This window comes from Pontibacter sp. YIM B11418 (genome assembly GCF_059278805.1).
Genome location: NZ_JCAEMH010000003.1, coordinates 114,785 through 127,460, shown reverse-complemented (window position 1 = coordinate 127,460; position 12,676 = coordinate 114,785). Strand labels below are relative to the sequence as shown.

The 12,676-nt window shown below is 50.0% G+C and carries 15 protein-coding genes; 11 read left to right on the top strand and 4 right to left on the bottom strand.

What is annotated here, in order from left to right; translation table 11 throughout:
* Window positions 1–26: 26 nt before the first annotated feature.
* The 3 genes from argB to argH all read left to right on the top strand — a co-directional run bounded on the left by argB (window position 27) and on the right by argH (window position 3,368).
* Window positions 27–824 (top strand): acetylglutamate kinase, encoded by a 798-nt coding sequence (gene argB, locus AC4QZR_RS08270; RefSeq protein ID WP_494480486.1) that lies wholly within the window; start codon window positions 27–29, stop codon window positions 822–824.
* Window positions 817–1,881, top strand: a complete 1,065-nt coding sequence (locus tag AC4QZR_RS08265) for a M20 family metallo-hydrolase (protein ID WP_494480485.1) — start codon at window positions 817–819, stop codon at window positions 1,879–1,881. The genes argB and AC4QZR_RS08265 overlap by 8 nt, the downstream gene beginning before the upstream one ends.
* Window positions 1,882–2,036: 155 nt before the next feature.
* Window positions 2,037–3,368 (top strand): argininosuccinate lyase, encoded by a 1,332-nt coding sequence (gene argH / locus AC4QZR_RS08260; protein ID WP_494480484.1) that lies wholly within the window; start codon window positions 2,037–2,039, stop codon window positions 3,366–3,368.
* A gap of 194 nt (window positions 3,369–3,562) precedes the next feature.
* On the opposite strand, the gene AC4QZR_RS08255 is transcribed toward argH, so the two are convergent.
* Window positions 3,563–4,249, bottom strand: coding sequence for an MCP four helix bundle domain-containing protein (locus tag AC4QZR_RS08255; protein ID WP_494480483.1), 687 nt, complete (start codon window positions 4,247–4,249; stop codon window positions 3,563–3,565).
* A 197-nt stretch (window positions 4,250–4,446) separates the two neighbouring features.
* Between AC4QZR_RS08255 and AC4QZR_RS08250 the strand changes: the two genes are divergently transcribed.
* The 7 genes from AC4QZR_RS08250 (at window position 4,447) to AC4QZR_RS08220 (ending at window position 10,797) form a co-directional block, all read left to right on the top strand.
* On the top strand, window positions 4,447–5,169 hold the full coding sequence (locus AC4QZR_RS08250; RefSeq protein ID WP_253405747.1) for a C39 family peptidase: 723 nt from the start codon (window positions 4,447–4,449) through the stop codon (window positions 5,167–5,169).
* A 3-nt stretch (window positions 5,170–5,172) separates the two neighbouring features.
* Window positions 5,173–6,648, top strand: a complete 1,476-nt coding sequence (locus AC4QZR_RS08245; RefSeq protein ID WP_494480482.1) for a RimK family ATP-grasp domain-containing protein — start codon at window positions 5,173–5,175, stop codon at window positions 6,646–6,648.
* Window positions 6,638–7,894, top strand: a complete 1,257-nt coding sequence (locus AC4QZR_RS08240) for a carboxylate-amine ligase (protein ID WP_494480481.1) — start codon at window positions 6,638–6,640, stop codon at window positions 7,892–7,894. The genes AC4QZR_RS08245 and AC4QZR_RS08240 overlap by 11 nt, the downstream gene beginning before the upstream one ends.
* The gene (locus AC4QZR_RS08235; RefSeq protein ID WP_494480480.1) at window positions 7,888–8,613 is read left to right on the top strand and encodes an N-formylglutamate amidohydrolase; all 726 of its coding nucleotides are present in this window, start codon (window positions 7,888–7,890) and stop codon (window positions 8,611–8,613) included. The genes AC4QZR_RS08240 and AC4QZR_RS08235 overlap by 7 nt, the downstream gene beginning before the upstream one ends.
* A gap of 138 nt (window positions 8,614–8,751) precedes the next feature.
* Window positions 8,752–9,354 carry a YqaE/Pmp3 family membrane protein gene (locus tag AC4QZR_RS08230; RefSeq protein ID WP_494480479.1) on the top strand — a complete coding sequence of 201 codons (603 nt, stop codon included), beginning with the start codon at window positions 8,752–8,754 and terminating at the stop codon, window positions 9,352–9,354.
* Window positions 9,355–9,480: 126 nt separating this feature from the next.
* Window positions 9,481–10,410: a DnaJ C-terminal domain-containing protein gene (locus AC4QZR_RS08225; RefSeq protein ID WP_494480478.1), complete on the top strand. Its 930-nt coding sequence runs from the start codon at window positions 9,481–9,483 to the stop codon at window positions 10,408–10,410.
* A gap of 30 nt (window positions 10,411–10,440) precedes the next feature.
* The gene (locus AC4QZR_RS08220) at window positions 10,441–10,797 is read left to right on the top strand and encodes a hypothetical protein (protein ID WP_494480477.1); all 357 of its coding nucleotides are present in this window, start codon (window positions 10,441–10,443) and stop codon (window positions 10,795–10,797) included.
* Here the strand turns inward: AC4QZR_RS08220 and AC4QZR_RS08215 are convergent.
* Window positions 10,783–11,532, bottom strand: coding sequence for a pseudouridine synthase (locus AC4QZR_RS08215; protein ID WP_494480476.1), 750 nt, complete (start codon window positions 11,530–11,532; stop codon window positions 10,783–10,785). The two genes, AC4QZR_RS08220 and AC4QZR_RS08215, sit on opposite strands and share 15 nt — an antisense overlap.
* Before the next feature lie 94 nt (window positions 11,533–11,626).
* Between AC4QZR_RS08215 and AC4QZR_RS08210 the strand changes: the two genes are divergently transcribed.
* A complete protein-coding gene (locus AC4QZR_RS08210; protein WP_494480475.1) occupies window positions 11,627–11,827 on the top strand; it encodes a hypothetical protein in 201 nt (66 codons plus the stop codon).
* A gap of 2 nt (window positions 11,828–11,829) precedes the next feature.
* Here AC4QZR_RS08210 and AC4QZR_RS08205 read toward each other — a convergent pair whose 3' ends face one another.
* The gene (locus AC4QZR_RS08205; RefSeq protein WP_494480474.1) at window positions 11,830–12,093 is read right to left on the bottom strand and encodes a hypothetical protein; all 264 of its coding nucleotides are present in this window, start codon (window positions 12,091–12,093) and stop codon (window positions 11,830–11,832) included.
* A gap of 34 nt (window positions 12,094–12,127) precedes the next feature.
* Window positions 12,128–12,547: a hypothetical protein gene (locus tag AC4QZR_RS08200; RefSeq protein ID WP_494480473.1), complete on the bottom strand. Its 420-nt coding sequence runs from the start codon at window positions 12,545–12,547 to the stop codon at window positions 12,128–12,130.
* Between the last annotated feature and the right edge of the window lie 129 nt (window positions 12,548–12,676).

The following is a 12,676-nucleotide window of genomic DNA, read 5'->3' as shown; positions in this document are numbered from 1 at the left end:
ACGCACTCATTCACTCATTAAAAAACATGTACATCGTTAAAATAGGCGGCAATATTTTAGACAACCCGGAACGCTTGCAGCGGTTTTTGGAGGATTTCGCACAACTGCCTGGTCCGAAACTGCTGGTGCATGGCGGCGGCAAAATAGCCTCTACCATTGGTCTGCAGTTAGGTATACAGCCAGCTTATGTAGAAGGTCGCCGCCTGACCGACGCTGAAACACTGCGCCTTGTGACGATGGTATACGCCGGACTCATCAACAAAAATGTGGTGGCACAACTACAGGCGCTCGGTTGCAATGCCATCGGGATGACCGGCGCTGATGCCAATGCTATACCTGCCACTAAACGCCCGGTCACAACGGTCGATTATGGTTTTGCCGGTGATATTGCTGGTCCCGAAACCATTAATGCCACCGCCATACGTGCGCTGCTCGATGCCGGACTTACCCCCGTTTTTGCTCCGCTCACTCATGATGGAAATGGCAACCTGCTCAATACCAATGCCGACACTATTGCATCGGTTTTAGCGACCGCACTGGCACCACATTACCAGGTACAGCTGGTGTACTGTTTCGAAAAGAAAGGCGTGTTAGCAGATGCGGAAGATGATGATGCTGTTATACCGCATATTGATCAGCACAGGTATAGCGTCCTGAAAGCAGATGGAGTCGTGAAGGATGGGATGATCCCCAAGCTGGACAATGCATTTGCGGCACTACGGCAGGGCGTGAGCGCTGTGCTGATCGGGGAAGCGGAGGGGCTGCCTTCTCTGGCTAATTCCGGTCAATTTTCAGGCACTACCATCACGCTCAGTCATGCATAAGGAAAACTTATACCTGGAGGCGCTGGAACTGCTAAAGCAACTCATCGCTATACCTTCCTTTAGCAAGCAGGAAGACAAAACAGCTGATCTGTTGGCTGGTTTTCTGGAGAGTAAAGGGGTGAAAATAGAGCGCAAACTGAACAATGTTTGGGCGTTTAACAGGCATTATGACCCGTTGCTGCCCACGCTGTTGCTCAACTCGCACCATGATACTGTCAAACCCAACACCGGCTATACCCGCGACCCCTTTGCCGCTACAGTAGCAGATGGTAAACTCTATGGACTGGGAAGTAATGATGCAGGAGGTTGCCTGGTGTCGCTGCTCGCAACTTTTCTTTACTTTTATGAGCAGACCGGACTCAGGTATAACCTGGTTTTTGCAGCTACGGCTGAAGAAGAAATTTCAGGTAAAAATGGGCTGGAGTTGATCTTACCTGAACTAGGCGAATTAGAGGCAGCTATTGTGGGTGAACCAACGCTTATGCAACTGGCAGTAGCTGAGAAAGGCTTGCTGGTGCTTGACTGTGTTGCTAAAGGCCGATCCGGGCATGCGGCCCGCGAAGAAGGATTGAATGCGATTTATGAGTCGCTGCCGGATATCATGTGGTTCCAGAATTTCCGTTTCCCGGAAGTTTCCGAGCACCTGGGCCCGGTAAAGATGTCGGTGACCATAATACAGGCAGGCACGCAGCACAACGTAGTGCCCGATCAATGTCAATTTACAGTAGACGTGCGCCTGACCGATGCCTACTCCATGGACGAAGTGTTGGAGGTGATTCGCCAAAACGTAAAAGCAGAAGTAACGCCACGTTCCATGCGACTCAAGCCCTCCTCTATACCTTTGCAGCATCCCCTGGTAAAAGCAGGTATAGCGCTCGGCCGTAGCACTTATGGCTCTCCGACGACATCCGATCAGGCGCTGCTCTCTATACCTTCGCTCAAACTCGGACCCGGTGACTCCGCCCGATCGCACATGGCAGACGAATTTATTTACCTGCGCGAGATAGAGCAAGGTATAGCGCTCTATATTGATATCCTCGAAAAGGTAGTAAAGTAGTAACAGGGCGGGAATCGAACCTGCTACCTGTCATTTCGAATGCAATGAGAAATCTGATAAAGTTTGGCAAGTAGACCTATCAGATTTCTCACTAAGTTCGAAATGACAGAAAAAAATCACTCATTCACTCAATCACTAACTCACTCAATCAAAATATGAAACTCTGGCAAAAGAACACCGACGTTAAAAAGGAGATCGAACAATTTACGGTGGGTCGCGATCCGGAATTTGACATGCAGTTGGCCGCTTTCGATGTATTGGGCTCTCTGGCGCATACACGTATGCTGGAGCAGGTGGGTTTGCTGGAGAAGGACGATCTGGAAGCTTTACAGCATGAGATGAAAGCCATTTATCATCGCATCGTGGCGGGAGATTTTGAGATTGAGTCAGGCGTGGAAGACATCCACTCGCAGGTAGAGTTGGAGCTGACGCGTAAGTTGGGTGAAGCCGGTAAGAAAATTCACAGCGGCCGCTCACGTAACGACCAGGTGCTGGTGGACCTGAAGCTATACCTGCGCTACGAACTGCAGCAACTTGTACTGGAAGTAAAAGCCTTGTTTGATGTGCTGCAGGAGCAAAGCGAGCGTCACAAAGACAAACTGCTACCCGGCTACACCCACCTGCAGGTAGCAATGCCTTCGTCCTTTGGACTGTGGTTTGGCGCCTATGCCGAAAGTCTGGTAGATGACGTGCTGCTGCTGCAAGCGGCTTATAAAATTACCGATAAAAACCCGCTGGGCTCTGCGGCTGGCTACGGCTCTTCATTCCCGCTCAAACGCCAGCTAACGACGGACTTGCTCGGCTTTGGCACCCTGAATTACAATGTGGTGTATGCACAGATGGGCCGCGGTAAAACGGAGCGTGTGGTGAGCACGGCCATGGCTTCGGTGGCGGCTACGCTGGCGCGGATGTCCATGGATATGTGCCTGTACATGAGCCAGAACCTTGCTTTTGTGAGCCTGCCAGACAACCTCACAACCGGCTCCAGCATCATGCCGCACAAGAAGAATCCGGATGTGTTTGAGATCATGCGCGGCAAATGCAACAGGATGCAGGCGCTGCCAACCGAAATCTCGATGCTGCTTGTTAATCTGCCGTCCGGCTACCACCGGGAGCTGCAATTGCTCAAAGAATCGCTTTTCCCGGCTATCACCGAGCTGAAAAACTGCCTGCAGATGATGACTTTTATGTTGCCGCAACTGCAGGTACGCGATCAGATCATGGAGGAAGAGAAGTATAAGTATGCATTCAGTGTAGATGCAGTCAATGCAGAGGTGCTGGCGGGAATGCCGTTCCGGGATGCCTATAAAGTAGTGGGCGAACAAATTGAAGCAGGCACCTTCACCGTTCCCGAAACTGTCACCCATACCCACGAAGGCAGTATCGGCAATCTTTGCAATGGGGAAATTGCCGTGTTGATGGAACAGGCCATCGGCGGCTTCCAATTCGAAAGGGCAGAGCAGGCGTTGAGCGAGCTGGTGAAATAAGTTTAAGAGTTGAAGAGTTCGAGTGTTGAGGAATGATGAATTAGAAAAACTTTTGGAAGGCTAGTGCTCTGCTTATTCAATTTCTTATACCTTGAAAACATCAAAGGCCTGCTACTATGCAAGCCTTTGATGTTTTTAGTATGGACTAAGCCCTATTTTCTTAAACTCCTAAACTCTTTAACTCTCAAACTTCCTCAGTTCAGATGATAATTCTGCGGCTTGATGTTGTTCAGTTTCCGGGTAGCCTGCAGGAGCGTGCCGACCAACAGCGCGATGAACACCGACATACCGATGACCAGGTATGAGAGCACTTTCAGCGTTTTCACCTGACGGTCAGCAGACTGGTACAATTCCTTTCCCACTTCCCCCTGCAATTTGATCAGTTCGTGCAGTGGCTCCAGCAGGTGCAAAAATGCCTGATGCCCTTCTGTCCGGTATAGGTGTTCCGCCTGTGCTTTTTCCCCTTCACTGCTTAGTTTCAGGATACGGTCCTGTACAGCCACAAGCTTTCCAAACTCCTTTTTGTAAGTAGCCAACCCGGCACTTTCCCGCTCGATCAGGTATGTTTTTTCAAACTGATCGATCAGCGCGTCGATCTCTACTGTATTTGCCACCACAAGCTGGTGCAGACTGTCATGTTCTGAGGCAGAGCCTGAAAGAATATGATCCTCCAGGGTGAGGCGGTTTTGGTAGTAGCGTTCCATCACATCCGAAATAACCAGTGAAGGCACCAGCCGGTCGTGGTATACCTCGCTGAACTGGTTACTCACCCGTCCAATGCTGTAGCTGGCAAACCAGTTCGCCAGAATAATGATAGCAAACACTGAACCCAGCGCAAATGCCACTTTATCACGTTTTGTAATCCGATAGGCCCAGTTCATACTAAATAAGCGTTATGTAAAAGACAAGATACGTTTTCGACTTATATTCCCCAATTTAAACCTGATTTATTGAGTGGAGAAATGGCACTGATTCTGCGGCATACTGTTACTTCTTCTTTCTAAAATACAGATAACTTCTTTCATAGTCCGCGTATAACAGGCACACTGATATTAAGTGCAACACAAAATAGCTGCCTGTGATTCCGATCAAGATCCATACGCAACCTGATGACTCCACTTGCGGACCTACCAGTTTGCATGCGGTGTATCGTTATTTCAAAGACCCCATCTCGCTGAGCGAGGTCATCAAAGAAGTGCCATACCTGGACGAAGGCGGCACACTGGAGGTATTGCTGGCCTGCCATGCCCTCAAGCGGGGCTATAAGGCCCGCATCTATACCTACAACCTGCATATTTTTGATCCTACCTGGTTTCTGCTCACCAATGAGGAGATCATCGTGAGACTGGAGGAGCAACTGGCCTTTAAAAAAGGCGGCAAATTTAAACGGGCTACCCTGGCTTACATTGATTTTCTGCAAAGGGGCGGTGAGCTGCGCTGCACTGACCTGACCAAAGGGCTGCTGCGGGAGTATTTTGAAAAAGGTATTCCGCTGCTCACAGGACTCAGTGCCACTTACCTGTACCAAAGTTCCCGGGAAACGAGCGATGAAGCCGGCAACTCCATTTACGACGATGTGCGCGGCTACCCGATGGGGCATTTTGTGGTGCTGTGTGGCTTTGCCGATGATCAGAGACAGATTGTGGTAGCAGATCCTTATCAGGAGAATCCTTTTTTTCAAAACAATTACTACGAGGTGAAAGCATCGCGCCTGCTCAACTCTATCATGCTGGGCATGGCTACTTTTGATGCTAACCTGCTGGCTATCAAGCCAGTGGACTCTGAACCCATCGACGAATAAACCATGCGAAAAATAGTTGTAGTGGATTATCCCAAAGACTGGGATGTGGCGATTGAAGACGTGGAAGTGGTGGATGTGCAAACCTACCTGACAGATACCGCCTATACGGACATAAAGAATGCCCGAATTTTTAACCTGTGCCGCTCTTACAAATACCAGAGTGCCGGTTATTACGTGTCCTTGTTAGCCGAGGCCAGAGGACACAAGCCTATACCTAGCGTGGCCACCATGCAGGACCTCAAAAGCCCGACCATTGTGCGGGCCATTACCGTGGAGCTCAACGACCTGATCCATAAAACGCTGGGTAGTCTGCGGTCCAAGTCTTTTACCCTGAGCATTTACTTCGGGCAGAATGTGGCGCAAAAGTACGAGAAGCTCTGCAAGCAATTGCACGACCTGTTCCAGGCGCCGCTCCTGCGGGCGCAGTTCGTCTATAAAGATGAATGGGTGCTACAAAGTATTTCGGCTATACCTATCAACGACGTCCCGGAGCATCACTGGCGCTACCTGCTGCGTTTTGCGAAGTCCTATTTTGCGAGGCACCGCTTTTCTGGCGCTAAAATCGGGCGCAACAAAATATACGACCTGGCCATACTGGTTGATCCGGATGAAAAGGAACCGCCGTCCAATAAGAAAGCTTTGCAGCATTTTGTAGAGGCTGGTGAGAGCATGGGCTTCTATGTTGAGATGATCACGAAAGACGACTACCGCAGATTGGCTGAGTTTGATGCACTCTTTATCCGCGAGACTACTTCGGTGAACCACCATACTTACAAATTCGCCCGTAAAGCGTATGCCGACGGGCTGGTGGTGATCGATGATCCGATCTCAATCCTACGCTGCACCAACAAGGTATACCTGGCCGAATTGCTCACCAAAGCCAAAGTGCCTATACCTAAAACGATGATCATCCACAAAGACAACCGCGATCTGGTGGAGCAGGAGTTGGGTATACCTTGCGTGCTCAAGAAACCAGACAGCTCTTTTTCGCAGGGTGTTGTGAAGGCCAAAGACAGCGAAGGACTGCAGCGGGAACTGGACGAAATGCTGGTAGATTCTGAGCTGATCATCGGGCAGGAATTTACACCAACGGATTTTGATTGGCGCATTGGTATTATGGACAAGCAGCCGCTTTATGCCTGCAAGTACTTCATGGCCAAGGGACACTGGCAGATCTATAACTGGAGTGGAAAAAAGAACGATACCGAAGGTGAACACGAAACGGTACCGTTTGAGGAGGTGCCCTTCGCAGTGCTGCACACGGCCATTAAGGCGGCGAACCTGATCGGCAACGGGCTGTATGGAGTGGATATAAAGGAGATTGACGGAAAAGCCTATGTGATTGAAGTGAATGATAACCCTAGCATCGACGCCGGTTGCGAAGATCAGATACTCAAAAAAGAGCTTTATACCGCTATCCTTAAATCCATAAAGAAACGCATAGATGACTACAAGAACGTTAGAACAGATGAGTACTAAACCCGCGACACTGCGCCTGTTTGAAGGCTATGGTGTGGAGATGGAATACATGATCGTGGACCGGGACACCCTGCAGGTACGGCCCATCACCGACCAGCTGATCTATGATGAGGTAGGTGCCTATGTGTCGGATGTGGAGTTTGGCAAAATGGCCTGGTCCAATGAACTGGTTCTGCACGTAGTGGAACTGAAAACACAGTCGCCCGCCCATACCCTAGAAGGACTGGAAAATGATTTTCAGGAGCATGTCCGGAAGATCAACCAGCTGCTCGAAAAGCACAACGCCATGCTGCTGCCCACAGGTGCCCACCCGCTCATGGACCCTTTTAAGGAAACCAAACTCTGGCCGCACGAGCACAATGCGGTGTACGAAGCCTACAATAGAATTTTTGACTGTCGCGGACACGGCTGGGCCAATTTGCAAAGCACACACCTGAACCTACCGTTTGGTAGTGACGAAGAGTTTGGCAAACTGCACGCTGCCATCCGGATGGTGCTGCCGCTTATACCTGCCCTGGCCGCCTCCTCACCTGTGCTAGACGGTAAAGTCTCTGGCATGCTGGACACTCGCCTGGAGGTATACCGCCAAAACCAGAGCAAGATTCCGAATATTGCCGGCAAGGTAGTGCCCGAGGCTGTGTTCACCCAAAAAGATTATGAGGAGCAGATCCTGAACAGGATGTATGAGGCCGTAGCGCCTTTCGATCCGGATAACGTGCTGCAGGAAGAATTCCTGAACTCGCGCGGAGCCATCGCCCGCTTCGACCGCAGTGCCATCGAGATCCGCATCATCGACATTCAGGAGAGTCCGGTCGCTGATCTGGCCGTGCTGCAAGCTGTGGTGGCTGCCATACAAGCTTTGGTAGCCGAGCGTTGGGTGGGCATAGAGAAACTAAAACAGTGGGATGAAGACCGGTTGTCGGACCTCTTCCTGCAGGTGGTACGCAAAGGACAGGAGGTTGTCATCAACGACCGTGACTTTATCGATTGCTTTGGCTTCGACTGTAAAGACAACTGCACGGTAGGCGAACTGTGGAAGCACATTGTAGCCGAAACGCTCAACCTTGAAGAACAGCCCTGTGTGGCCTATGCCCTTAATGTGATTTTGTCGCGCGGCTGCCTTTCCAAGCGCATCGTAGAGGCAATGGGCGAAAACCCCGGTGAGCAAGATATCCGGCGGGTATACCTGAGCCTTGCACGTTGCCTGGAACAAGGCAGCGTTTTTATACCTGAAAAGCCATGCTGAGATTACTACTGACTTGTGAACACGGAGGAAATCTGATTCCAGCTGCCTATGCACCACTCTTTCAGAGGCACGAGGAAATACTGGAAACACACCAGGGCTCCGACATCGGTGCACTGGAACTGTACAATACCCTGAGACCCATTGCTGATGTTGGTTTCTATGCTGAAACCAGCCGGCTGCTGGTGGAACTGAACCGTTCCCTCCATCATGCCAAGCTTTTCTCAACTTATACCCAGGTACTGCCGCCTGCTGAAAAGGAGCGGCTGCTTGAAAAACACTACAAACCCTACCGGGAGCAGGTAGAGCAAATGGTATCGGATTTTGTATCGGCGGGAAGGGGCGTGCTGCATGTGGCTGTGCATACCTTTACACCGGTGCTGAACGGAGAGGAGCGCCAGGCTGACATTGGACTGCTCTATGACCCGAAACGCAAGTACGAACAGACTTTCAGCAAAGAATGGAAAGCCGCCCTCAACAAAGCAGACAAAGACCTGCTGGTCCGCTTCAACTACCCATACCTAGGTATAGCTGATGGCTTTCCGACATACCTGCGGCGTAAATTCACAGCCAATGAGTATGTAGGCATCGAACTCGAAGTAAACCAGAAATTCCCGCAGCAAGGCGGTGCTCGCTGGCAGGAATTACAGATGCTGTTGGCCCGTACGCTTCAGGAACTGGTTAACCGAAACGGTGCTTTGTTTTCGAAGCATACTATTTAGAGAACAAAATATGTTGTAATACAGTACTAATGTTATATATGAAGAGTTTTGCATATAACTTTAGCACTATCTCTTTCATTAGCTAATACCCAAACAGGGATCACTCTTTTTATTTTTAATAAATTAAAATCTAAAACTATGAAGATCAGAAATTTACTTAACCTGGTATTTGTTCTTGTAGCCGCGCAACTGATGTTTGCCTGTAGCTCAGCCAAATACTATGAATTTGCCGGCCATAAGCAGGCGCCTTATAACGACATGAAAAAGCCTGCGCCAAAGCAGGAGGTAGCCCCTGAGATTTCTCTGAGTGAAGTCGCTATGGCTGCAGCTGAAGAAAAAGCTACAGAAAAAGCAGTAGCCGAACCTGTGCTGGAAGCGAGTGCTGCTAAACCTGCCGCTCCTGTTGCGCCTGCTCCAAAAGTTGCCCCGATCGCCCCTGTTACTGCTGAAAAGGTGACGGTGACAGAAGCTGAGGCAGTAGCCATGGCGAAGGAGCGCCTTGCCAGTATGACAAAAGCTGAGAAAAAAGAATTTAAGAGAGAGATTCGCGAAGCGCTGAAGCAAGACCGTGGCGGTGATTTGAGTATCATCAAAATTATTCTGGCTGTACTGCTTCCTCCACTGGCTGTGTTCCTGCACGTAGGTATAGGCACTCAGTTCTGGATCAGCCTCATCCTGACGCTCCTCTTCTGGATTCCGGGTGTGATCTACGCGCTACTTGTCGTGACTGACACCATCTAAAGTCCAGGCTTTCCTCAAGCCTCAAAAGCACTGTCCTCCGGGGCGGTGCTTTTTGTTTTATACCTGTTAACCCCCGGTGCAGGATTGCGTTTTATACCTGTAACTGACCTTTATACCTATACAAGCATGGACTACAAGGACTATTATAAGATTCTGGGCATTGAGAAATCTGCCTCCCAAGCCGATATCAAAAAGGCCTACCGTGCTTTAGCCAAAAAGTATCATCCGGACAAGACCAAAGGCGACAAAGCGGCCGAAGAGAAGTTCAAGGACGTCAGTGAGGCTTACGAAGTATTGGGAGACGAACAGAAGCGAAAGCAGTACGACGAACTAGGTGCCAACTGGCGACAATTCCAGCAGCAGGGCGGCCAGTACCAGGGCAGGCCCGGCGCAGGAGGCACTTACTACGAAGGCGATATGGGCGATATGTTTGGAGGAGGAAGCGGCTTTTCTGACTTCTTCGAGCAATTCTTCGGAGGAGGTTTCTCGCAACAGGGTGGTGGCTTCCGGGCAGGCAGGCGCGCACCCAAAGGCCAGGACTACGAAGCCGAGATGCTCATCACGTTGCAGGAAGCTTACAGTGGGACCTCCCGTTTATTAACTGTCAACAGTCAGCAGCTGCGGATTACCACGAAGCCTGGCGTGTCGGATGGCCAGGTGCTCAAGATCAAAGGCAAAGGTGGTCCGGCGGGGGCGGGTGGTACGGCCGGAGATCTGTATATACGGGTGCAGGTGCAGTCTTTACCGGACTTTGAACGGCAGGGCGACGATCTGCACACGAAACTGAACCTCGACATGTATACCGCCATACTGGGAGGGGAGGAGCACGTAAATACACTGACCGGCAAGCTGAAGCTTAAAATACCAGCCGGCACACAAAATGGCAAGACCCTGCGCCTGCGCGGAAAAGGGATGCCAGTGTACGGCAAAGCAGACCAGCACGGCGATTTGTACGTAAAGATAGAAGTGCAGCTGCCTGTACATCTCTCGGAAGAGGAGCGGGGCCTGATGGAGCGACTCAGGGATCTGCATCAGCGTAAGACAGCCAGCGTATAAAAAGCGAAGTAGAATTTTAAGCCAAATGCCATGTTAATGACCATCGACCATTTCAGTATCCATAGCCCGATCGATAGCTTTGTAGACAGCTTGGCCGATAGTAACCTGACCTGCTACGCCAGCGACCTGCTCGAGCACCAAGGCTGCAACAGCCTACAGGAACTGAGTGAGGCGGTAAAGCGCGCCACCGAGGTGTGTAATTGTATGCATGTACCGCTCCAGGAGAATTTTAAAGTCGTCTACCGGTCACGAAATGGAGAAGTGGTGCAGGATTGGCGCCTGTCCCGCATGGCCTATTTACTCACCGCCCTGAACGCGGATTCCCGCAATGCCTCTGTAGCCCAACTACAACTCGAAATGGTAAACCAGATGCTACGCCATACCTGAATCAGTAGCTTGTACGTGTGCAAACCCTTCTTTTAGCAAAGCCTCCTTCCAGCCGAACTGCAGACTCAAGCGTTCAAAGTGTTGTGGGAGAGGCGCTTTTATTTCAATAATACTATCCTGGAAAGGATGGGCAAATGCCAGCGAGGCTGAGTGCAACAGCATGATCGGTGACTCGAATTGTTCCCGGAACATCTGGTTGTGCCGCCAGTCGCCATGTCGCTTATCGCCCACAATGTAATGCCTGATGTGCGCAAAATGCTTCCGGATCTGGTGCATGCGCCCCGTTTCGGGCTCCACTTTCACCAGCGAGTAGCGGGCTGTGCTGTAGCGTCCGACAGGTATAGGCAGCTCTACTTTTGCCAAGCGCTCGTAGCGGGTCACGGCATCCTGCGGCGCCTTGTGCTTGTGGTCTTTATCAGGGCGGATGGGACTGTCGATCATATCCTTTTCAGGAGTATAGCCGCGTACGATGGCGTAGTATGCCTTGTCTACCTGCTTTTCTTCAAAGGCCTTTACTATCGGTGTAACTGCTTCCGGGTTTTTAGCAAAGAGCAACACGCCTGATGTGCCGCGATCGAGCCGGTGAGCTGCGTATACCTGATAGCCTAGCTGGTCGCGCAGCATTTGGAGGGCGAACTCTTTTTTCTCTTCTGCAATGCGCGTGCGGTGCACCAGCAAACCATTTGGTTTGTTCACTGCTACATAGCTTTCGTCCTCGTATATGATCTCTAACACCTAAAATTATTTTTCGGCAAAGATAGCCTATCTGGTAAGAACTGAACTGAAACCTGCCTATACTTGCCGAAAATATTCAAGAAGAATACACAGCATGGCCATATCGTTTGACAACCTGAGGAAAGGGAAAAAGTATGTGATGGAGAATTACGGTGAGCGCTTTGAGTTTCAGGTGCTGGATATGCCCGAAGAAGGCAGCTTTCTGGTGAAAGATCTGCATACGCTGGACGTGTTTATGCTGAACGATCTGATCAGGTATGGCCGCGGCAAAGATTTTGACATGCAGGAACTATAGTGTCAGTTACTTCTGGTGACTTTTCCCTTCAGGTCCCAGTGGCTGCGCACTACCTTGCCGGTTTTGTTGTCGCGCACAATTTTACGAACATAGCGCTCCCCAGAGATCGCACCATCTTCCAAACGCTTACCGATGAATAAGGTAACAGCTTCGCCATTTTCATTAGTGATGAACGTGAGGTCCTTGCCATTGTAGTGCTGGTCAAGTTTGCTGTCGGGCGCATACAGTTTGTCAAGCTTTTCGAGTAGTTTAGGTCCCAGTGCCATATGTTCTGCTGTAGTCTGCTTCAGTTACAGAAATTCAATTATAAGATAAATGACTTGCCAGCGTACCCCAGACCTGGGCATCCTTCGCGTCATGAAAAACCTCGAATTCAATGCGTTTTGTGCTCAGGTCGTTGATCTGATTACAAATTTTATGCGTGACAATTTCCTGAAATACATCGATGGGCGTAACGCGTGCAAACCGCTTCAGCGAAGTTTGCTTTAACCGGTTGGCAGCCAGTTGGGCCAGGGCGTGCTGCATCGATATATTTACCTGAAATCCAATGCTGTTATCTGTCACCCAACTCGCAGCCTGATTTGAAATGGCCATGTCAAGACCCTTTTCGTAGCTGCACAGGAGCGCCTGTTCATCTGGTGGAAGCAACCATTTTAGGTATACCTGATTGGAGTTAGAGTCGTAGCTGATTTGGCAATAATTGTCTCTATATTGCTTCATGTATGTTTTCAAGTGAGTAGGCTGTATCAGTACAATAATAATTAGGGGTGCTATAGTTCAATAAGCTTTACATTTAAAGATTGATAAGTAGGATAATTAAATGAATATCTTGCTATAAGTAACTTTAAG